This window comes from Rhizobium sp. F40D2 (assembly GCF_051810745.2).
Lineage (GTDB): Bacteria > Pseudomonadota > Alphaproteobacteria > Rhizobiales > Rhizobiaceae > Rhizobium.
The window spans coordinates 2232509-2255556 of the sequence record NZ_CM131436.1 but is presented as its reverse complement, the minus strand read 5'-3'; the positions used below and the strand labels follow the sequence as shown (position 1 = coordinate 2255556).

Sequence of the window (23048 nt, the reverse complement as noted above, 5' to 3'; positions counted from 1 at the left end):
CGTTATCGCTGTCCCACCCATCTGATCGGGAAAAGCGATTGAAATCAATCCCCTTGAGCCCGGTGAATATGAAGGTTTCGCAAATTTTTCGTTTGTCCAAATCCTTTGTTGCAAGTGCTTAGTAACGATGCATAAACTGTCGTCGGCACAAGCGACAAATTGATTAAATCAGGGATAACATCCTGAAACAAAATTAAAATTGGCGAGACCTGACAATGAACACCGTTTCCAAGCCGATTATCCCCTCCCCCGCCCCGCGCAGCTCGAAGCCGGAAATTCTCGCCGAAGAAATCATCGAGCGCCTAACCTACCGCATCGGCAAGGATGCCAAGGTGGCAAAGCCGCATGACTGGCTGACGGCGACGATCCTGGTGGTGCGCGACCGCATCATCGACAGATGGATGGCCTCTACCCGCGAGGTTTATGCGACCGGCGCCAAGCGCGTCTATTATCTTTCCCTCGAATTCCTGATCGGCCGCCTGATGCGCGACGCCGTCTCGAATCTCGGCCTGATGGAGGAGGTGCGCGATGCGCTTTCCTCGCTCGGCGTCGACGTCAACGTTATTGCCGGCCTGGAACCCGATGCCGCGCTCGGCAATGGCGGCCTCGGCCGCCTGGCAGCCTGTTTCATGGAGAGCATGGCAACGGTCGACGTGCCCGCTTACGGCTACGGCATCCGCTATGTGCACGGCCTCTTCCGCCAGCAGCTGGCCGACGGCTGGCAGGTGGAGCTGCCGGAAAACTGGCTCGCCCACGGCAATCCCTGGGAGTTCGAGCGCCGCGAGAGTGCCTATGAAATCGGCTTCGGCGGCGCCGTCGAATTCATCACCACCCATGACGACCAGCCGCGCTACGTCTGGAAACCGGCCGAGCGCGTCATCGCCGCCGCCTTCGACACGCCGGCCGTCGGCTGGCGCGGCAAGCGCGTCAACACGCTGCGCCTCTGGTCGGCGCAGCCGATCGATCCAATCCTGCTCGATGCTTTCAACGCCGGCGACCACATCGGAGCGCTGCGCGAAAGCAACAAGGCCGAAAGCCTGACCCGGGTTCTCTATCCCGCCGATGCGACCCCGGCCGGCCAGGAACTGCGCCTGCGCCAGGAGTTCTTCTTCTCGTCGGCCTCGCTGCAGGACATCCTGCGCCGCCATCTGCAGCAATATGACGATTTCACCTCGCTGCCGGACAAGGTGGCGATCCAGCTGAACGACACCCATCCGGCCGTCTCGGTGGCCGAACTCGTGCGTCTGCTCTGTGACGTCCACGGCATGGATTTCGACCAGGCCTGGGAAATCACCCGCCATACCTTCTCCTACACCAATCACACGCTTCTGCCGGAAGCGCTGGAAAGCTGGGCGGTGCCGCTGTTCGAGCGTCTGCTGCCGCGCCACATGCAGATCATCTATGCGATCAACGCCAAGATTCTGATCGACGCGCGCAAGGGCAAGAACTTCTCCGATGGGGAAATCCGCTCGATCTCGCTGATCGATGAAAGCGGCGACCGCCGCGTGCGCATGGGCAATCTTGCTTTCGTCGGCTCGCATTCGATCAACGGCGTCTCTGCCCTGCACACCGACCTGATGAAGGTCACGGTCTTTGCCGACCTGCACAAGCTCTATCCCGACCGCATCAACAACAAGACCAACGGCATCACCCCGCGTCGCTGGCTGCAGCAGTGCAATCCCGGTCTCACCGGCCTGATCCGCGAGGCGATCGGCGACGAATTCCTCGATGATGCCGAAAAGCTGCGCCCGCTCGAGGCGCATGCTTCCGATCCGAGCTTCCAGCAGAAGTTCGCAGCGGTGAAGCGCGCCAACAAGGTGGCGCTCTCCAACCTCGTCGCCAGCCGCATGGGCGTGAAGCTCGACCCGTCGGCAATGTTCGACATCCAGATCAAGCGCATTCACGAATACAAGCGCCAGCTTTTGAACATCATCGAGGCCGTCGCGCTTTACGACCAGATCCGCTCGCATCCCGAGCTCGACTGGGTGCCGCGCGTGAAACTCTTTGCCGGCAAGGCGGCGCCGAGTTATTACAACGCCAAACTGATCATCAAGCTGATTAACGACGTTGCCCGCACGATCAACAACGATCCGTCGGTGCGCGGCCTGCTGAAGGTCGTCTTCGTGCCGAATTACAATGTCTCGCTCGCCGAAGTTATGGTTCCGGCCGCCGACCTCTCCGAACAGATCTCGACCGCCGGCATGGAAGCATCAGGTACCGGCAACATGAAGTTCGGCCTCAACGGTGCGCTCACCATCGGCACGCTCGATGGCGCCAATGTCGAGATGCGCGACAATGTCGGCGAGGACAACATCGTCATCTTCGGCCTCAAGGCCGATGAAGTCTCGAAGGTCCGGAGCGACGGCCACAATCCCCGCGCCATCATCGAGGGATCGCGCGAACTCGCCCAGGCGCTCGCCGCCATCGGCTCCGGCGTCTTTTCGCCGGATGACCGCAACCGTTACACCTCGCTGATCGACGGCATCTATTCGCACGACTGGTTCATGGTCGCGGCTGACTTCGACGCCTACGCCCAGGCCCAGCGCGAAGTCGATCAGATCTGGACCAATCAGTCCGACTGGTACACCAAGACGATCAACAACACGGCGCGAATGGGCTGGTTCTCGTCCGACCGTACGATCAGGCAATATGCAGACGAAATCTGGAGAGCCGGATGAAAACGCCGAAAAACGTCCCTGAAGTAAAGCTTTCCTGGGAAATTTCGGCAGATGAAATCGCGGCGATCCTTGCCGGCTCGCATTCCAATCCCTTTGCCGTCCTGGGGGTGCACCAGGCAGGCGACGCCTTCGTCGCCCGCTGTTTCATCCCGGGCGCTGAGGAAGTAACCGCCATGACGCTCGACGGCGGCGTCATCGGCGAACTGAAGCAGCTCCATGCCGACGGCTTTTTCGCCGGCCCGGTTTCCCTTACGAAGCTCCAGCCAGTGCGTTACCGCGCCCGGCGCGGCGATGCCGAATGGGCCGTCACCGACCCCTACAGCTTCGGTCCGGTGCTCGGGCCGATGGACGATTATTTCGCCCGCCAGGGCTCGCACCTGCGCCTGTTCGACAAGATGGGCGCCCACCTCATCAAGCATGACGGCGCCCAGGGCATCCATTTCGCCGTCTGGGCCCCGAATGCGCAGCGCGTTTCCGTCGTCGGCGATTTCAACAATTGGGACGGCCGCCGCCACGTCATGCGCTTCCGCTCCGACAGCGGCATCTGGGAAATCTTTGCCCCGGATGTGCCGATCGGCGTTGCCTACAAATTCGAGATCCGCGGCCAGGATGGCGTGCTGCTGCCGCTGAAGGCCGATCCCTTCGCCCGCCGCAGCGAGCTCCGACCAAAAACCGCCTCGATCGCCGCCGCCGATCTGGAACAGGAGTGGGAAGATGAAGCCCATCTGAAGCATTGGCGCGAAACCGACAAACGCCGCCAGCCGATCTCGATCTACGAGGTGCATGCCGCCTCATGGCGGCGCCGGGACGATGGCACAATGCTGTCCTGGGACGAGCTCGCCTCCAGCCTGATCCCCTATTGCGCCGACATGGGCTTTACCCATATCGAATTCCTGCCGATCACCGAGTACCCCTATGACCCCTCCTGGGGCTACCAGACGACAGGCCTCTACTCACCGACCGCCCGGTTCGGCGAGCCGGAAGGTTTCGCCCGTTTCGTCAACGGCTGCCACAAGGTCGGCATCGGCGTCATCCTCGACTGGGTGCCGGCGCATTTCCCGACCGACGAACACGGCCTCGGCTGGTTCGACGGCACGGCGCTCTACGAGCACGAAGACCCGCGCAAGGGCTTCCACCCCGACTGGAGCACGGCGATCTACAATTTCGGCCGCACCGAGGTTGTTTCCTATCTCGTCAACAACGCGCTTTACTGGGCCGAGAAATTCCATCTCGACGGTCTGCGCGTCGATGCCGTCGCCTCGATGCTCTATCTCGATTATTCCCGCAAGCACGGCGAATGGATCCCGAACGAATATGGCGGCAACGAGAACCTCGAAGCGGTCCGCTTCCTGCAGGATCTCAACACCCGCATCTACGGCAATCATCCCAACGTCATGACCATCGCCGAGGAATCGACCTCCTGGCCGAAGGTCTCCCAACCCGTGCATGAAGGTGGTCTCGGCTTCGGCTTCAAGTGGAACATGGGCTTCATGCATGACACGCTGAGCTACATGAGCCGCGATCCGATATACCGCGGACACCATCACAACGAACTCACCTTCGGCCTGCTCTACGCCTATTCGGAAAATTTCGTCCTGCCGCTCTCGCATGACGAGGTGGTCCATGGCAAAGGTTCGCTGATCGCCAAGATGCCGGGCGACGACTGGCAGAAATTCGCCAATCTGCGCGCCTACTACGCCTATATGTGGGGCTATCCCGGCAAGAAACTGCTGTTCATGGGCCAGGAATTCGCCCAGTGGAGCGAGTGGAGCGAGGCGAAGTCGCTCGACTGGAACCTGCTGCAGTATCGCATGCACGAGGGCATGCGGCGCCTGGTGCGCGACCTCAACTTCACCTATCGCAGCAAGCCGGCGCTGCATGAGCGTGACTGCGAGGGCGAAGGTTTTGAATGGCTGGTCGCCGACGACCACCAGAATTCCGTCTTTGCCTGGCTACGCAAGGCGCCGGGCCAGAAACCGGTCGCCGTCATCACCAATTTCACCCCTGTTTATCGCGAGAACTATACGATCCGCCTGCCGTCCGCAGGCCGCTGGCGGGAAATCCTGAACACCGATGCCGATATCTACGGCGGCAGCGGCAAGGGCAATGGCGGGCGCGTGCAGGCCGTCGATGCCGGCGGCGACATCACCTGCTCGATCACCTTGCCGCCCTTGGCGACAATCATGCTTGAACCTGAAAATTAGTGACTGGTGGGAGGAGAAAATGGTAGAAAAGCGTGTTCAGCCACTTGCCCGCGATGCAATGGCTTATGTTCTGGCCGGCGGCAGGGGAAGCCGCCTCAAGGAACTCACCGACCGGCGTGCCAAGCCTGCCGTCTATTTCGGCGGCAAGGCCCGTATCATCGATTTCGCCCTGTCGAACGCCCTGAACTCCGGCATCCGCCGCATCGGCGTTGCCACGCAATACAAGGCGCATTCGCTGATCCGCCACATGCAGCGCGGCTGGAACTTCTTCCGCCCTGAGCGCAACGAGAGCTTCGACATCCTGCCGGCCAGCCAGCGTGTCTCGGAAACGCAGTGGTATGAAGGCACTGCCGACGCCGTCTACCAGAACATCGACATCATCGAGGATTACGGTGTCGAATACATGGTCATTCTCGCCGGCGACCACGTCTACAAGATGGACTATGAATGGATGCTGCAGCAGCACGTCGATTCCGGCGCCGACGTCACCATCGGCTGCCTGGAAGTGCCGCGCATGGAGGCGGTGGGCTTCGGCGTCATGCACGTCAATGAGAAGGACGAGATCATCGCCTTCGTCGAGAAGCCGGCCGATCCGCCGCCCATTCCCGACAAGCCGGATTTCGCGCTCGCGTCGATGGGCATCTACGTCTTCCACACCAAGTTCCTGCTCGATGCGCTGCGCCGCGACGCTGCCGACCCGAACTCCAGCCGCGACTTCGGCAAGGACATCATCCCCTATATCGTCAAGAACGGTAAGGCGGTCGCCCACCGCTTCGCCAAGTCCTGCGTCCGCTCCGATTTCGAGCACGAGCCCTACTGGCGCGACGTCGGTACGATCGATGCCTACTGGCAGGCCAATATCGACCTGACGGCGATCGTTCCGGAGCTCGATATCTACGACAAGTCCTGGCCGATCTGGACCTATGCCGAGATCACCCCGCCGGCGAAATTCGTCCATGACGACGAGGATCGCCGCGGCTCGGCCACCTCCTCCGTGGTCTCCGGCGATTGCATCATCTCCGGCGCCAGCCTCAACAATAGCCTGCTCTTTACCGGTGTCAGGGCCAACTCCTTCTCCAAACTGGAAGGCGCGGTCATCCTGCCGAACGTCAAGATCGGCCGGCGGGCGCAGCTCAAGAATGTGGTGATCGACCATGGTGTGGTCATTCCGGAAGGCCTGGTCGTCGGCGAGGATCCCAAACTCGACGCCAAACGCTTCCGGCGGACGGAAAGCGGCATCTGCCTGATCACCCAACCGATGATCGACAAGCTGGATATCTGACTTATGAAAGTTCTTTCGGTTTCGTCCGAAGTCTTCCCTTTGATCAAGACAGGGGGCCTGGCCGATGTGTCAGGCGCCCTGCCAATTGCTCTTAAAGCCTTTGGGGTCGAGACCAAGACCCTTCTGCCCGGCTATCCCGCCGTCATGAAGGTTATTCGCGACCCCGTCATCAGGCTCGAATTCCCCGACCTGCTCGGCGAGCCGGCTGCAGTGCTTGAGGTCCAGCATGAGGGCCTCGATCTGCTCATCCTCGATGCGCCGGCCTATTACAACAGGCCGGGCGGCCCCTATGTCGATCCGCTCGGCAAGGACTATCCAGATAATTGGCGGCGTTTCGCCGCTCTGTCGCTCGCCGCCTCCGAGATCGCCGCCGGCCTGCTGCCCGGCTGGCGGCCGGATCTCGTCCACACGCACGACTGGCAGGCGGCGCTGACCTCGGTCTATATGCGCTACTACCCGACGCCGGAACTGCCGAGCGTGCTGACCATCCACAACATCGCTTTCCAAGGCCAGTTCGGCCCCGAGATCTTTCCCGGCCTGCGCCTGCCCGCCCATGCTTTCGCCACCGACAGCATCGAATATTACGGCACGGTCGGCTACCTCAAAGGCGGCCTGCAGACCGCCCATGCGATCACCACGGTCAGCCCGACCTATGCCGACGAGATTCTGACCCCGGAATTCGGCATGGGCCTCGAGGGCGTCATCGCCAGCCACATCGACAATCTGCACGGCATCGTCAACGGCATCGACACCGATATCTGGAACCCGGCGACCGATCCGGTCGTCCACACCCATTATGGCCCGACGACGCTGAAGAACCGCGAGGAGAACCGTCGCTCGATCGCCGAATTCTTCCATCTCGACAATGACGACGCCCCGATCTTCTGCGTCATCAGCCGTCTCACCTGGCAGAAGGGCATGGATATCGTCGCCAATGTCGCCGACGAAATCGTCGCCATGGGCGGCAAGCTTGTCGTGCTCGGCTCTGGCGAAGCCGCACTTGAAGGCGCACTGCTTGCCTCCGCCAGCCGCCATCCCGGCCGCATCGGCGTCTCGATCGGCTATAACGAGCCAATGTCGCACCTGATGCAGGCCGGGTGCGATGCCATCATCATCCCGTCGCGTTTCGAACCCTGCGGCCTGACCCAGCTTTACGGCCTGCGTTACGGCTGCGTGCCGATCGTCGCCCGCACCGGCGGGCTGAACGACACGGTGATCGACGCCAATCACGCCGCACTTGCGGCGAAAGTGGCAACCGGCATACAATTCTCACCCGTGACGGAAACGGGCATGCTACAGGCAATCCGCCGTGCGATGCATTTTTACGTGGACCGAAAACTCTGGACCCAATTGCAAAAGCAAGGCATGAAATCGGATGTCTCCTGGGAGAAGAGCGCCGAACGCTACGCTGCCCTCTATTCAAGCCTCGTCTCGAAAGGCATGTGAACTAAAATGAACAAGTCCGTACCCACCACGCCCTATCTGGACCAGAAACCCGGCACGTCGGGTCTGCGCAAGAAGGTTCCGGTCTTCCAGCAGCCGAACTATGCGGAGAACTTCATCCAGTCGATCTTCGATTCGCTGGAAGGCTATCAGGGCAAGTGCCTCGTCATCGGCGGCGACGGACGCTACTACAATCGCGAAGTCATCCAGAAGGCGATCAAGATGGCCGCCGCCAACGGCTTCGGCAAGGTCATGGTCGGCAAGGGCGGCATCCTGTCGACGCCGGCCGCGTCCCACATCATCCGCAAGTACAAGGCTTTCGGCGGCATCATTCTCTCCGCCAGCCACAATCCCGGCGGCCCGACCGAAGACTTCGGCATCAAATACAACATCAACAATGGCGGCCCGGCGCCGGAAAAGATCACGGATGCGATGTATGCGCGCTCGAAGACGATCGACAGCTACAAGATCGCCGATTTCGCCGACGTCAATCTCGATCGCATCGGCAAGGACGAACTGCCGGGCGGCATGATCCTCTCGGTCATCGACCCGGTCGAGGACTATGCGGCGCTGATGGAAGAACTGTTCGATTTCGGCGCCATCCGCAACCTGATCAGCCTCGGTTTCCGCATTGCCTTCGACGGGATGAGCGCCGTCACCGGTCCCTATGCCAAGGAAATCTTCGAAAATCGCCTCGGCGCTCCGCTGGGCTCGGTGCGCAACTTCATGCCGCTGCCGGATTTCGGCGGTCATCATCCTGATCCGAACCCGGTTCACTGCAAAGAACTCTTCGATGAGATGATGGGCGATGACGCGCCCGATTTTGGCGCTGCTTCCGACGGCGACGGCGACCGCAACCTGATTATCGGCCGCGGCATTTTCGTCACCCCTTCCGACAGCCTGGCAATCCTTGCCGCCAACGCCAATCTCGCTCCCGGCTATTCTGGCGGCCTGGCCGGCATCGCCCGCTCGATGCCGACATCGGGTGCCGCCGACCGTGTCGCCGAAAAGCGCGGCATCGGCATGTACGAAACACCGACCGGCTGGAAATTCTTCGGCAATCTGCTCGACGCCGGCATGGCGACGATCTGCGGTGAGGAAAGCTCCGGCACCGGCTCCAGCCATGTCCGCGAAAAGGACGGCCTCTGGGCCGTGCTGCTCTGGCTGAACATCCTTGCCGTGCGCGGCGAGAGCGTCGCCGATATCGTCACCCAGCACTGGCAGACCTATGGCCGCAACTATTATTCGCGCCATGACTACGAAGGCCTCGACACCGATGCGGCGAACGGCCTGGTCGACAACCTCCGCAGCCAGCTTTCCACCCTGCCCGGCAAGAACTTCGGCAGCCTGAAGGTCGAAAAGGCCGACGACTTCGCTTATCACGATCCGATCGACAAGTCGGTGAGCGAGCATCAGGGTGTCCGCGTGCTCTTTGCCGGTGGCTCCCGCGTCGTCTTTCGCCTGTCCGGCACCGGCACGTCTGGCGCAACCTTGCGTGTCTATATCGAGCGCTACGAGCCGGATTCGACTCGCCACAACATTGAAACGCAGGAAGCGCTCGCCGATCTGATCGCGGCCGCCGAAAGCATTGCCAGCATTCGTGAACGCACGGGACGCGATGCGCCAACCGTGATCACCTGATCCGGGGGGAACATGCGGGGAGAGAGTTCGGCGCAAAGCGGCGCGATCGTCTTCGAGACCGGCGTCGAATTTGCCGTGTGGTCGCATCACGCCGCACAGATCGAGCTCTGCCTCTTCGAGGATGATGGCAACAGGGAATTCGCGCGCCTGCCGATGGCGCGCGACAGCAATCAATTCCACCGTCTGTTTGTCGACGGGTTGAAGGCGGGCGCGCGCTACGGCTACCGCGCCGACGGTATCTACGCTCCTGACAACGGCCTCTGGTACGATCCCTCCAAGCTGCTGATCGATCCCTATGCCAAGGAGATCGACAGGCCGTTCCGCTACGATCCCCGCCTCGGCATCTATGGCGAGGACAGCCAGGATCTGATTCCGAAGGCGATCGTCACCACCGACACGCGCGCCGAAATCCGCAAGCCGCTCTTCAAACCGGGCGGCTTCATCTACGAGGTGGCGGTGCGGCCCTTCACCATCCTCCATCCGGACGTGCCGGAGGCTCAGCGCGGCACGATCGCCGCCCTTGCCCACCCCTCCGTCATCGCCCATCTGAAGCGCATCGGTGTCGACGCCGTCGAACTGATGCCGATCACCGCCTGGATCGACGAACGCCACCTGCCGCCGCTCGGCCTCACCAACGGCTGGGGCTACAATCCCGTCGCCTTCATGGCGATCGATCCGCGGCTGGCGCCGGGCGGCATGACGGAGCTGCGCCAGACAGTCGCCGCCCTCCATGCCGAAGGCATCGCCGTCATCCTCGATCTCGTCTTCAACCATACCGGCGAGAGCGACCGTTACGGCACGACGCTGTCGCTGCGCGGCCTCGACAATCTACATTATTATCGCCACGCCCGGAATTGGCCGGGCGAACTCGTCAACGACACCGGCACCGGCAACACGCTCGCCTGCGATCATTCCGAGGTGCGGCGTCTCGTCATCGACAGCCTCCGCCATTTCGTGCTCAACGCCGGCGTCGACGGTTTCCGCTTCGATCTCGCCCCGGTGCTCGGCCGCACCGAGACGGGCTTCGAGCGCGACGGTGGAACGCTTGCCGCGATCCTCGACGACAATGTGCTTGCCGACCGGATCATGATTGCCGAACCCTGGGATATCGGTCCGGGCGGTTACCAACTCGGCAATTTCCCGCCGCCTTTCCTCGAATGGAACGACCGGCTTCGTGACGATCTGCGCTGCTACTGGCGCGGCGACGATTGGAAGACCGGGGCGCTGGCCACCGCACTCGCCGGCTCCTCCGACATCTTCTCCCGCAACGACGGCAAAGAGACGCGCAGCGTCAATTTCCTCGCCGCCCATGACGGCTTCACGCTGACCGATCTCGTCTCCTATGCCGGCAAGCACAATGACGCCAATGGCGAGCACAATCGTGACGGCCATAACGAGAACCACTCCTGGAACAACGGCGTCGAGGGGGAGACCGTCTATCCGACGATCCGCAAGCGTCGCCGGGAGGATGTGATGGCGCTGATATCGACACTCTTTGCCACCCGCGGCAGCATCATGCTGACGGCGGGCGACGAGGGCGGCCGCAGCCAGCATGGCAACAACAACGCCTATTGCCAGGACAATGAGATCACCTGGCTCGACTGGAAGGCGTTGAACGAGGATCTCATCGCCCATACCGGCTTCGTCGCCGGGCTGCGCCGCCGCTTCACGGTCTTTTCCGAAACAGGCTTTCTGTCAGGCAACGGCGATGTCGAATGGATTTCGCTCTCCGGCGAACCGATGACCGTTTCCGAATGGGAGACGCCGTGGCTTTCCACCCTCGGCATGCTGCTTTCCACAGGTGACCGCTCCGTGCGCGGCAGGCAGACCCGGCTTGCCGTGCTCTTCAACCGTTCGGGGGACCGCCAATTTTTCACACTCCCGTCCGAAATCGAACCGGGCTGGCGTCAATTGACACCGGATGGAGCCAAGAAAACCGGCGCCCGCGTCACCGTCGAGCCACGCTCCGTCGCCTTTTTCGTTGAAAAGTGACCGCCTCCCCTCGCTTGCGCAAATCCTTGTCGCAATCGTCATAAATGCACGATAAGGCTTTGGCTGGCGGCCTATCTCACGAGGAATTCATGGTCACGGAAATTTCACTCTCCGACGTCCGGGGACTGATCGGCATGGAAACAGGCCTTTCGGACTGGATCACCGTCGACCAGACGATGATCGATGCCTTTGCAGGGGCGACAGACGACCATCAGTTCATTCATGTCGATCCCCAGCGCGCGGCCGAAAGCCCCTTCGGCGGCACCATCGCCCATGGCTTCCTGACGCTGTCTCTGCTGTCGACGATGAACTACAACTGCTTGCCGAAAGTGCGCGAGCAGACCATGGGCATCAATTACGGTTTCGATCGCGTCCGCTTCATGACGCCGGTGAAAAGCGGCGCCCGCGTCCGCGGCCGCTTCCTGCTCTCCGACGCCCGCTTCCGCGGCGGCGGCATGCTGATGACCACCTATGACGTCTCGATCGAGATCGAAAACGAGAAGAAGCCGGCGCTCACGGCAAAATGGATCACCATCATCCAGTTCGACCCGAAGGATCGTCCCGAGGACGTGTAGACGGAACGGCGCTTTTGTTTAGAAAGCCGAATTGAAGACGGCTTCGAGTGCGTGTCCGTCCGGATCCATCACGAACGCCGCATAATAATGTTCGCCGTAGTGGGGGCGTAAGCCTGGACTACCATTGTCACCGCCACCATGGGCGATTGCCGCGGCATGAAATCGATCGACCGCCTGGCGGCTCGGAGCAGCGAAAGCCAGATGAAAACCCGGGCCGGCCGGCCGCTGGCCGTCCGGTCTATGTTTGATCGCCAGCTTGTCGCCGCCATCGGGAAGGCCGTAGCCGACTGCTTGTCCCGTCTGCCCCGGCCGGATGTCATCCCAGACCCTGACATAACCGAGCGCGGCAAGGGCGGCATCGTAAAATGCCGCCGATCGTTCGATATCGGAAACGCCGAGGGAGGCATGATGCAGCATTCACCTATCCCTGCAATCAGACTTACGCGGCCGGATCGGTCCAGCCTCAATGGCCGGCATCATGAGCGGCCTCGTCGAGCAGCCCGAAGACGTAATCGGAAAACGACCGCCAGCACTCCACCCGGAACGTGTCTTCATCGGTGCGCAGAAGCACGATTTCCGCCTTGCCGAGGATCGTGCGCGACGCGGCTCCGACCGGAAACAAAGACAAGGACAGATCCTGCGGGCAGCCGGCGGCAAGCGTCTTTTCCGCACCCGGTCCCGAGACGATGATCGCCAGATTGCGGTGAGAAACGTCGGTCGCCGAATGCACGGCATCCACGCCCGAAAGCACCGTCATCAGATCGGCGCCGTCCTCGTCGATCAGCAGCCATTCGTCCGGCCCGATCCAGAGCACCGATCGGGCACCGGCCCGGCCCGATGTTTTCGGGGCGATCGGCACGGACAGACCGAGCGCGAAGGAAAGTGCTGCAAGCGATTCCGCCGGCGCGCGCAGCGCCACACGGCTCGCTGCCGGCGCCGTCGTCAGCCGTACTGTTGCGGAGCCGCCGAGACGGCCGGCAAGCGCCGGTTTGCGAATTGCGACATCAGCCATGGATGCGGCCTCCTTCCTTGTCAAAGAATACCAGATCCGTCACCTCAACGGCGATCGTCCGGTCCGCCATCGGCACGTAGAGCGTCTCGCCCATCCTCGCCCGACCGCCGGCGACAAGCGCGAAGGCGATCGACCGGCCGCAATTTTCCGACCAATAGGCCGATGTGACATGGCCGAGCATGGTCATCGGCTTCGGCTCGTTCGGGTTCGCGACGACCTGCGCGCCTTCTTCGAGCACCAGCTTCGGATCCTTGGTGACAAGGCCGACGAGCTGCTTGCGCCCTTCCTTGACGAGATCAGGACGCTGCAGCCCGCGAATGCCGACAAAGTCCTTCTTTTTCTTCGAAACGGCCCAGGCAACGCCCGCGTCATCGGGGGTCACGGTGCCGTCTGTATCCTGGCCAACGATGATATAGCCCTTCTCGGCGCGGAGAACGTGCATCGTCTCGGTGCCGTAGACGCAGGCGCCGAGCGGCACGGCATTGGCCCAGACCGCTTCGAGCACCGACTGGCCGTAATCTGCCGGCACGTTGATTTCGAAGCCGGTTTCGCCGGTGAAGGAGACACGGAAGAGCCGTGCCGGCACGCCGCAGACCGTGCACTCGGCAACGCTCATATGCGGGAAGGCCTCGTTCGACAGATCGAGCCCTTCGACGAGCGGCGCGACGATCTCGCGCGCCTTCGGGCCCTGCACGGCAATCACCGCCCATTGCTCGGTCACCGAGGTCAGCCATACCTTCAGATCCGGGAATTCCGTCTGCAAGTAATCTTCCATGTGATGGAGAACGCGCGGCGCGCCGCCGGTCGTCGTCGTCACATGGAAACGATCGTCCGCCAGGCGCCCGACGACGCCGTCGTCATAAACGAAGCCGTCCTCGCGGGTCATGATGCCGTAGCGGGCCTTGCCCGGCTTCAGCGTGTCCCAGGCATTGGTATAGATGAGATTGAGGAACTTTGCCGCATCCGGCCCCACCACCTCGATCTTGCCGAGCGTCGAAGCATCGAAGATGCCCGCTGACTCGCGTGCCGTCCGGCATTCGCGGGCGACCGCCTCATGCATGGTCTCGCCCGCCCGTGGATAGAACCAGGCGCGCTTCCAGTTGCCGACATCTTCGAAGACGGCGCCATGAGCCTCTTCCCAGTGATGCAGCGGCGTCTTGCGCGTCGGATCGAACAGCTCCCCGCGCGAATGGCCGATCAGAGTGCCGTAGGTAACCGGCGTATAGGGCGCGCGGAAGGTGGTCAGACCGACCTGCGGGATTTCCTTGCCGAGCATTTCGGCGGCGATCGCCAGGCCGTGCATGTTGGAAAGCTTGCCCTGGTCCGAGGCCATGCCGTTGGTCGTAAAGCGCTTGATGTGCTCGATCGAATGCATGCCCTCGCGCACGGCAAGGCGGATATCCTTGGCGCAGACGTCGTGCTGGAAATCGATGAAGGCCTTGGCGTTGCTCTTCGGGCCGGCTCCTTCTGCAGCACCGATCATGCCGCCCGTCCAGTCATAGGCTTGCTCGGCCGAAATGACGATCTTGTCGCCGCCGCTTCCGCCGGTGGCCTGCGCCATCAGCTCGCCGGCCGCAAGCGATTCCTCGATCGTCCGCTGCAGATCGTCGGTGCCGTTGCAGGCGCCGACCGAGAGGCAGTCCTGTGCGTAGGAGCCGGGCAGGAAGCGCTGGCTTTCGGCATCGAAAGCCACTTTGCCCCGCGACTGAGAGAATAGATGCACGGACGGCGTCCAGCCGGCCGAAACCAGCAACGCGTCGACCGCGATCTTGCGCGGCGAACCGCCGCCGTTGCGCGCCACCGTCATCGATGAGATGCGCAGCCGCCCTGCCGTATTGACAACCGACTGGCCGGCCAGAACATCGATGCCGAGCGCACGCGCCTCTTCCAGCACCGCCGCTCCCGGCGCCTGCCTGCTGTCGACGATGGCGGCGATCGAAACACCGGCTCGCTTCAGATCGAAAGCTGCCTCATAGGCCGAGTCATGCGCCGTATAGATGCCGACCTTGGTCCCGACGGCGACGCCGTAGTGATTGAGATACATCCGCCCCGCCGAGGCCAGCATGATGCCCGGCCGGTCGTTGTTCGGAAATACCATATGCCGCTCGATCGCGCCGGTGGCAAGGATCACCCGCTTGGCCCGGACCTGCCAGAGCCGCTCGCGCGGCAGATCGCGCGAAGGCCTGGCGATATGATCGGTGACGCGCTCGGCAAGAGCGACGAAATTGTGGTTGTAGTAACCGAAGGCGGTCGTGCGGGCGAGGACTTCGACGTTGTCCATCGCCTTCAGCCGCGCCACGGCCTTCTGTGCCCAGCTATTACCGTCCTGTCCGTCGACTGTCACGCCGGTATCGTAACGCAATGCCCCGCCCGCTTCCGCCTGCTCGTCGCACAGGATGACCCGGGCGCCGTCCTCGGCCGCAGCCAGCGCGGCTGAAAGCCCGGCAAGGCCGGCGCCCACCACCAGCACGTCGCAATGGGCGTAGCGGCTGGCATAATGATCGGGATCCTCCTCCGTCGGCGCGACGCCGAGGCCGGCGGCACGCCGGATGATCGGTTCATAGACGCTTTTCCAGGCGGCACGCGGCCACATGAAGGTCTTGTAGTAGAAGCCGGCAGCAAAGAACGGCGACATCAGATTGTTGACGGCGCCGACATCGAAGGCAAGCGACGGCCAACGGTTCTGCGAGCTGACGATCATGCCATCGAAGACTTCCTGCACGGTGGCACGCACGTTCGGCTGCTTGCGCGCCTTGTCGCGGGCGACGTCGATCAGCGCATTCGGCTCCTCGGCCCCGGCCGACAGAATGCCGCGGGCCCGGTGGTATTTGAACGAACGTCCCAGAAGATGCACGCCGTGGGCGATCAGCGCCGAGGCGACGGTATCGCCTTCGAGCGCCGTGTAGCTCTTGCCGTCGAAGCTGAAGCGCGCGGTTCTGGCCGGCGTCAGACGGCCCTTGCCGACAATACGGTTCACGCCGCTCATTGCGCCTCTCCTTCCAGGGCTTCATATGTCTCGACAGGCGCATGCTTCTCCGCCGCAGCACCGATCTGAGGCTTCGGCTCCCCCGCCTTGTAAGTCATGATGAACTTGTCGCTCACCGTATCGCGCGCCGCGTTGAAGAAGCGCCCGCAGCCGTGAATATGCCGCCAGCGTTCGAAGATCAGGCCTTTCGGATTGTCACGCAGAAAGAAATAGGCTTCGAATTCCTCGTCGGAGACCGAGGCGATATCGGCAGGCCGCACGATATGCGCGTCACCGGCGCCACGGAATTCAAGCTCCGAGCGCTCTTCCTGACAGTAAGGGCAATGGATCAGCAGCATGTGTGATTTCCTTCTCCTCCCCTTCTCCCCATCGGGGAGAAGGTGCCTGAAAGGCGGATGAGGGGGTGAGCGACGAAAGGAGCGAACGTCCAGATAGCATTCATCATCAGTGCGCCACCGCTGCAGCCGCCGCCTCGTCGATCAGCCGGCCACTGCGGAAACGCTCCAGCGTCAGCCCGGCATTGAACTTGTGCGGCTCGTCGCGGGCAATCAGATGCGCGAAGAGATTGGCCGAGCCTGGCGTCGCTTTGAAGCCGCCGGTGCCCCAACCGCAATTGACGTAGAGCCCGGGAACCGGCGTCTTCGACTGGATCGCCGAACGATCCGGCGTATTGTCGACGATGCCGCCCCATTGCCGCATCATCTTGACGCGCCGGAACATCGGGAAGAGTTCGCAGATGGCATCGAGCGTGTGCGTGATAATCTGCAGCCCGCCGGTCTGGGAGTAGGAATTGTACTGGTCGGTGCCGGCGCCGATGACGAGCTCTCCCTTGTCGGACTGGGAGATATAGGCATGCACCGTGTTCGACATGACGACGCACGGAAAGATCGGCTTCAGCGGCTCGGAGACCAGCGCCTGCAGCGGGCTCGATTGCAGCGGCACGCGCACATCGGCCATCTTCATGATCGTCGTCGTATGGCCGGCGGCCGACACCGCGACCTTTTTAGCGCCGATGAAGCCGCGCGAGGTCTCGACCCCGGTCACGCGCCCATCGGGGCCGCGGCGGATTCCGGTCACTTCGCAATTCTGGATGATGTGCACCCCGCGGTCCGATGCGGCGCGGGCATAACCCCAGGCAACCGCATCGTGCCGCGCCGTGCCGCCGCGGCGCTGCAGCGCAGCGCCGTTGATCGGGTAGCGGGCGCTGGCCGAGATGTCGAGCGGCGGGCAATAAGCCTTGGCCTGCTCCGGCGTCAGCCATTCATTGTCGATACCGTAGAGCCGGTTGGCATGGATATGCCGCTTGAACGACTGCTGGTCGTGAATATTGTGCGAGAGCATCATCACGCCGCGCGGCGAATACATCACATTGTAGTTGAGCTCCTGCGAAAGCCCTTCCCAGAGCTTCATCGAATGCTCGTAGATGTGCATGCTCTCTTCGTAGAGATAATTGGAGCGGATGATGGTGGTGTTGCGCCCGGTATTGCCGCCGCCAAGCCAGCCCTTCTCGATCACCGCCACATTGGTGATGCCGTGCTCCTTGGCGAGGTAATAGGCAGCGCCTAGTCCGTGGCCGCCGGCGCCGATGATGACGACGTCGTATTCGGCGCGCGGCTCGGGCGAAGTCCACTGCTTCTCCCAGCCCTTATGGCCCCGGAGGGCCTCCCTCGCCACGGCAAAAACCGAATATTTCCGCATCCGCCTTGTTCTCCTATGGGAAAGGGCTGTTCTCCGCGCCCATACAAATCGCAAATCCAAATGCGGCACAACGGTTCTTTTGCGACAGTCGAGCGCTTTGCTTTTGACACTCAGCGACATGATGCCGAAAACTGCGCAGTATTCGCGCGACATCGTCCGCTGCTTCCGAGGCCGTTCGGCAGGACGAGGCAAAATCGGCCTTCCCTGGATCGCAGCCTTGCTCTAGCCCAAGTGGGCGAGAAGACAAGCAGTTACTAAAATGTTAATTCTCCCCGTGTTTCCGGGGTACGTGTATCATGTGGGGTCGGCGTTCATTACTCCAAGCACTTTGCATTGTGGTTGCCGTCGCCCAGCCGGCGCTTTCCGCCGAGCCAGTCGGCCAAGCTGTCGTCATCAAGACGGAGGTGACGGGGCAGAGCGGCCCAATCGAAGTCGATAGCAGCGTCCATCGCAACGAACGCATCAAGACATCCCCATCGGGGCTTGGCCAATTCCTGTTTCGTGACGGCACGAAACTCGCAGTGGGCTGGGGCTCGTCGGTCGTGATCGACAAATATGTCTTCGATGATGCCCAATCGGTGAAGAAACTGACCATCAGAGCGGCAAAGGGCACGTTCCGCTGGGTGAGCGGCAGCTCCAACTCCTCCGCCTACCAGATCCTGACGCCCGCCGGCACGATCGGTGTGCGCGGCACGGCTTTCGATTTCTACGTCGGCCCCGATGGCACGACCGCCGTCGTCCTATTGAATGGCGCGGCCCGGTTTTGCGGCCCGGGCGGCTGCCGGCAATTGCAGCAGCGCTGCGATTGCGTGGTCGCCAAGCCGAACGGCAATATGTCGGCGGCCCGCCGGGTCGATCCCAGCATTCTCGATACGCTCGGAAATCCCCGCGCGCTGCCCTTTCTCTCCGGCAATCAGCGGCTTTCAGGCGGCATCGGCATGATCGGCGGCTGCAATATGGCGTCGGCCGCGCCGGAAAGAAAAGACAGAAAACCACCTCCTCCGGCGATTACACCAGTTCCGCAAAGGCAGGATCCGCCGCAGAGACGGGCCGAGCCGCAGAAGGAGCGTCCGAACAAGCCCGACATGCCGCATTACGACAAACCGCATCATGACAGGCCCCATCACGACAGGCCAGATTACGACAGGCCGCATCATGATAGGCCCGATCGTCCCGACAAGCATGGCGGGCATGATGATCACGACCGGCCCGGACACCACGACCCGCATCACGGAAATGACCAGGATCATCAAGAACACCACCGCGACCACGATGGCGATCGTGATCACGACAAGGATCGGCACCACAACAGGGGCGGGAGTTTCAATCACAACCGCTGACCCGTTCAGTCGACCGCGCTCTTCTCGCATCGATCATTCGCCTCGCGAAAATGATCGTTCCTGCCGGATACCCGCCGATAGAATTCCGGCAGGCCGTCGATCACTCTCGCGGCCCTGAGCTTTGCCGCGCCGATAAGCTTGCGGGTGTTCTTCGAATGCGTAAGCAGGGCTTGCATCAACTGCTGGTGGGTGACGACAAGGGCTGAAAATTCAGCCGATGCGGCCATACGTTCGTCGCCGACGACGGCAAGGATCTGTGTTCGGCTGCTCTTGCCTTTGAGCGGAATGGCGCCGGCCTCGAGCAGGGCCATGCCCTGCACCGACCTTGCCGTGCTGTCGGATATCAGAATATCGAAGCCGACTTCCTTGCAGCATGATTCCAGACGCGCCGCGACATTGACGGCATCGCCGACCGCCGAATAATTGAAGCGCGTCTTGGCCCCCATATTGCCGACACAGGCAAGGCCGGTATGGATCCCGATGCCGATCCCGACCTGCTGTCCGGGTCCAAAGCCGAAAGCGTCGCCGGCGTTCAATTCGGCGAGCGTCTCGCGCATGGCAAGTGCTGCGCGAACCGCCTTGGTTTCATGATCGGCCACATCGACGGGCGCATTCCAGAACGCCATGATCGAATCGCCGATGAACTTGTCGAGCGTGCCTTCATTGGCCACCACATGGCGGCTGAGCGCATCGAGGAGCGTGTTCAGGAAGGCGACGACATCGGTCGGCGCCAGCCGCTCGCTGATCTCGGTGAAGTTTCGGACATCGACGAACATGACCGTCAGTTCGCGGTCGTCGCCGCCGAGGCGCAATGGATCGCGGGTATGCTCGATACGATGGAGCAGCGATGGCGAAAGATAATGCCCGAAGGCGCGCCGTACCGCCCGCCGCTCCCGGTCGATCACCAGGATTTTGAACGAGGTTGCGGCAAAATGGATGATCGATCCGCTGACGATCGGCGCCAGCGGATCGAAAAGAAGCCCGGCATACAGAAAAGACGACCAGGAGGCTACGAGCGCCATCGCCGTGATCAGCAGGCCGCAGATCAGCGCGACGCCGGGACTGACGAAGGTCGTCACCACGACGAGCAGGCATCCGAGCACGGCAATCGTCAGGATTTCCAGTCCGTCCGCCCAGTCGGGCCGCGACAGGAAATGGCCGGACAGTATCTGCTCAACCGCCTGGGCATGCAGCGACACGCCGGGAACGTTCTCGCCGAGCGCCGTGACGCGGATGTCCTGCAAGCCGGCGGCCGATGTGCCGACGAAGACGATGCTGCCGTCAATGGCGGCCACGACCTCGGGAGAGGCTCCTTCGGCCGCAAGCACCTGCCTGGCGGATATGTACCGCTCGGCCCGGTCGGGGCTGACATAGAGCCAGAGTTCGCCCGCCGCCGTCAGTGGCACGACGAAATCGCCGATCTTCGCCGATGTCATGATGCCGGCACGATCGGGCGCGCCTGACAGCACATAGGTCGACGCCCCCTGCGCAACGCGCAGCGCCTCGATGGCGAGATTTGGATAGAGCTGCTCGCCGTCGGTCAAAAACAGCGGCACCGCCCGCACCACCGGCGAAGGGTTGCCGGGGTTGAGGCTGATATGGCCGAGACCCGCCGCATTTGCCTCCAATTGCGGCCTGAGCGGTGTCGAGGCGCCGAGATAGGGCGGCGCGGAAACGGGGCTTTCGCCTGTGAAGGCGAAACCCGCCTTCACAGGCGGCCGGTAGTTGCCCACGTTGGAAAGGCCGAAGCCGAGCACGACGGGCTTCTCGGCAATCGCGCGGGCGAATATCTCGTCATTGTCAGGCAGTTTCTCGGCAAGCGAAGGATCGACGCCTGCAACCTCGGCGACGACGTTGCGCGGCGACAGCCGGTCCGGCTCGGCGAATAGAATATCGAAGGCGATGGCCGAAGCGCCCATCGCGGAAAGCCGGTCCACCAGCAGCGCCATCCGGTCCCGCGGCCAGGGCCATTGGCCGAATTCGCGTAAGGATGCCTCGTCTATGTCGATCACGCGAACCGGCATCGGCTCGAAGGTCCTCGGAACGAGCCGCTGATATTCATCGAAGGTCACGCCGCGGATCAGCTTGAAAATCCCGGGATCATCGGCCCGCAGGATCGTGAGCAGAGCCACGATCGCCAGGCCGATAACGACACCGATTTGCTGGACGCGCGTCATGATCTCACCGGTGTCCCTCCACGGCCCGCATAAACGGCCCGCACCTGCCAGCAGGCTACGCCGCTTTCGGTCCAAACGCCATTCGCCCATGCCGTCGCGGTCCCCTCTTTCATTGGGCCGCGCCACACTTCCGGATTAGGCCGGCTTTTGGCTGGATGACAGGGATGGCAGGCAGCTTCGATCTTGCCCGGCAGCCGGCGAAATGTTCTTGTAGCAGTCGAAAATCGAATGCCTTCTAGAGTAGAACGAGGGGTTGCCGTGATTTCCGAAACCGCCGCACGTCGGAGCGGCTATTGGCTTATTGTCGTCGTGCTGGCAATGCTCGCAGGACTGCCGCTGGCCGTCTGGCTCGATATCAGCGATCTCTCGGGAAATACCCTGCGGCGTCAGGCACGCGACATGAGCTCGCTGATCTCGAGCATCCGCTCCTATTATTCCGCCAATGTCGTCGGGCGCGTCCTCGCCGCGCATGCCAGCGGCCTGATCGAAGGCACGGTGGTCTCCCACAACTATGCGAATATTCCTGGCGCCATCCCGCTGCCGGCGACGCTTTCCCTGGAGCTCGGCGACGTCATCAAGGAACAGCAGGCCAACATCACCTACCGTTTCGTCTCCGACCTGCCGTTCAAGAGCCGTGCCTCCCACGAACTCGACGATTTCGAGATCAAAGCGCTAGCCGCGCTGCGCGCCAATCCGCAGCAGACGCTGAACGATCTCACCCGGGTCGGATTGACCGATACATTACGCTTCATCACCCCCGTCGTCATGGGCCAGGCTTGTGTTGCCTGCCACAATACCCATCCCGAAAGCCCGAAGACCGATTGGAAAGTGGGCGATGTCCGCGGCATTCAGGAAGTCATCATCCGGCAGCCCTATGCGAGCAATGTCTTCGCCTTCAAATACCTGCTCTGCTATTTTCTATTTGTTGCCATCATCGGCATCAGCTTCATTCTCCTCCAGCGGCAGCAGGCGCGCGCGATCCATAGCGCCAACCAGGATCTGGAAACGGCAAACGAGTTCCTCGCCAGCGTTTCCCTGAAGATTTCGCGCTATCTCTCGCCACAGATTTACAAAAGCATCTTCTCCGGGCAGAAGGACGTCGTCGTCCACACCGAGCGTAAACGCCTGACGATCTTCTTCTCCGACATCAAGGATTTCACCGCCACCACCGAACGCCTGCAGCCGGAAGCGCTGACGGCGATGCTCAACGAATATCTGACCGAGATGTCGAACATTGCGCTGGAACATGGCGGCACGGTGGACAAATTCATCGGTGACGCCATGCTGGTGTTTTTCGGCGACCCGGAAACCAGAGGTCCGGAGGAAGACGCGAAAGCCTGTCTGCGAATGGCCGTCGACATGCAGCGCCGTCTCGGCGAACTCAAGGAAAGATGGCGCAGAAACGGCACCGAAGAGCCTTTCGTCGTCCGCATGGGGATCAACAGCGGTTATTGCAACGTCGGCAATTTCGGCAGCAGCGACCGCATGGATTATACGATCATCGGGGCAGAGGCCAATCTCGCAGCCCGGCTGCAATCGATCGCCCAGGGAGGAGAAATCGTCATCAGCTACGAAACCTACGCGCTGGTGAACGAGATCGTCGACGCCCACCCGCTGCCGCCGATCACCATGAAGGGCATTCAGCGCGAGATCGTGCCCTATGCGGTGGATGGGCTGACACTCGGGGCGGACCATAAGAGTCGCGTGCTCAGCGAACACTTGGCGGGCCTCGACCTGCATCTGGATATGAGCAGGCTGGAGCCGGCCGATCGCCTCCGGGTCAGGACGGCTCTCAAGGAGGCGATCGCAGCGCTTGATGAAACCGCGCCCGAGGCAGCCGGATCGTGACCGGACAGGGGCAAGCGTGATTTTTCCAGCCGCTTTCCATATGCATCTGGACTTCCTATACCCGATCTGATATCCCGCATCACCAATCGCAAGGCTGCGGCCGCGCGAACGTTATATTTTTGCCCCTGGCCGCTGCGCCGCCGCCGGCATCAACCAACCAAAGGAACGTGAT

The 23048-nt window shown here is 62.1% G+C and carries 15 protein-coding genes; 9 read left to right on the top strand and 6 right to left on the bottom strand.

The features are described 5' to 3' along the window. The first annotated feature begins 215 nt into the window (after positions 1-215). The 7 genes from ACS4RS_RS10845 to ACS4RS_RS10815 all read left to right on the top strand — a co-directional run bounded on the left by ACS4RS_RS10845 (position 216) and on the right by ACS4RS_RS10815 (position 11815). On the top strand, positions 216-2678 hold the full coding sequence (locus ACS4RS_RS10845; protein ID WP_439010957.1) for a glycogen/starch/alpha-glucan phosphorylase: 2463 nt from the start codon (positions 216-218) through the stop codon (positions 2676-2678). Further along, positions 2675-4882: a 1,4-alpha-glucan branching protein GlgB gene (glgB, locus tag ACS4RS_RS10840; protein WP_439010958.1), complete on the top strand. Its 2208-nt coding sequence runs from the start codon at positions 2675-2677 to the stop codon at positions 4880-4882. Before ACS4RS_RS10845 ends, glgB begins: the two co-directional genes overlap by 4 nt. 19 nt (positions 4883-4901) lie before the next feature. Continuing rightward, positions 4902-6164 (top strand): glucose-1-phosphate adenylyltransferase, encoded by a 1263-nt coding sequence (gene glgC, locus ACS4RS_RS10835; protein ID WP_003585857.1) that lies wholly within the window; start codon positions 4902-4904, stop codon positions 6162-6164. A 3-nt stretch (positions 6165-6167) separates the two neighbouring features. Beyond that, positions 6168-7610, top strand: a complete 1443-nt coding sequence (gene glgA, locus ACS4RS_RS10830) for a glycogen synthase GlgA (RefSeq protein WP_439010959.1) — start codon at positions 6168-6170, stop codon at positions 7608-7610. Positions 7611-7616: 6 nt separating this feature from the next. Then, positions 7617-9248, top strand: coding sequence for an alpha-D-glucose phosphate-specific phosphoglucomutase (locus ACS4RS_RS10825; RefSeq protein ID WP_439010960.1), 1632 nt, complete (start codon positions 7617-7619; stop codon positions 9246-9248). 12 nt (positions 9249-9260) lie between these two features. Continuing rightward, a complete protein-coding gene (gene glgX, locus ACS4RS_RS10820; RefSeq protein WP_439010961.1) occupies positions 9261-11240 on the top strand; it encodes a glycogen debranching protein GlgX in 1980 nt (659 codons plus the stop codon). Positions 11241-11329: 89 nt separating this feature from the next. Next, complete coding sequence (locus ACS4RS_RS10815) at positions 11330-11815, top strand: MaoC family dehydratase (RefSeq protein WP_097628795.1); 486 nt, start codon at positions 11330-11332, stop codon at positions 11813-11815. A gap of 18 nt (positions 11816-11833) precedes the next feature. Here ACS4RS_RS10815 and ACS4RS_RS10810 read toward each other — a convergent pair whose 3' ends face one another. The 5 genes from ACS4RS_RS10810 to ACS4RS_RS10790 all read right to left on the bottom strand — a co-directional run bounded on the left by ACS4RS_RS10810 (position 11834) and on the right by ACS4RS_RS10790 (position 17511). Then, entirely contained in the window at positions 11834-12232 is a 399-nt protein-coding gene (locus tag ACS4RS_RS10810) for a VOC family protein (protein WP_439010962.1), read from the bottom strand. A gap of 46 nt (positions 12233-12278) precedes the next feature. Continuing rightward, the gene (gene soxG, locus ACS4RS_RS10805; RefSeq protein ID WP_439010963.1) at positions 12279-12827 is read right to left on the bottom strand and encodes a sarcosine oxidase subunit gamma family protein; all 549 of its coding nucleotides are present in this window, start codon (positions 12825-12827) and stop codon (positions 12279-12281) included. Beyond that, entirely contained in the window at positions 12820-15813 is a 2994-nt protein-coding gene (locus ACS4RS_RS10800) for a sarcosine oxidase subunit alpha (protein WP_439010964.1), read from the bottom strand. The genes soxG and ACS4RS_RS10800 overlap by 8 nt, the downstream gene beginning before the upstream one ends. Beyond that, a complete protein-coding gene (locus ACS4RS_RS10795; protein WP_439010965.1) occupies positions 15810-16151 on the bottom strand; it encodes a sarcosine oxidase subunit delta family protein in 342 nt (113 codons plus the stop codon). Before ACS4RS_RS10795 ends, ACS4RS_RS10800 begins: the two co-directional genes overlap by 4 nt. Positions 16152-16257: 106 nt before the next feature. Further along, entirely contained in the window at positions 16258-17511 is a 1254-nt protein-coding gene (locus ACS4RS_RS10790) for a sarcosine oxidase subunit beta family protein (protein ID WP_164008322.1), read from the bottom strand. A 296-nt stretch (positions 17512-17807) separates the two neighbouring features. Between ACS4RS_RS10790 and ACS4RS_RS10785 the strand changes: the two genes are divergently transcribed. Continuing rightward, entirely contained in the window at positions 17808-18851 is a 1044-nt protein-coding gene (locus ACS4RS_RS10785) for a FecR domain-containing protein (RefSeq protein ID WP_439010966.1), read from the top strand. Between the two features lie 5 nt (positions 18852-18856). On the opposite strand, the gene ACS4RS_RS10780 is transcribed toward ACS4RS_RS10785, so the two are convergent. Then, positions 18857-21028 (bottom strand): CHASE2 domain-containing protein, encoded by a 2172-nt coding sequence (locus ACS4RS_RS10780; RefSeq protein WP_439010967.1) that lies wholly within the window; start codon positions 21026-21028, stop codon positions 18857-18859. Between the two features lie 228 nt (positions 21029-21256). Here ACS4RS_RS10780 and ACS4RS_RS10775 point away from each other — a divergent pair, with 228 nt between their 5' ends. Continuing rightward, on the top strand, positions 21257-22876 hold the full coding sequence (locus ACS4RS_RS10775) for an adenylate/guanylate cyclase domain-containing protein (protein ID WP_439010968.1): 1620 nt from the start codon (positions 21257-21259) through the stop codon (positions 22874-22876). The last annotated feature ends 172 nt before the right edge of the window (positions 22877-23048 follow it).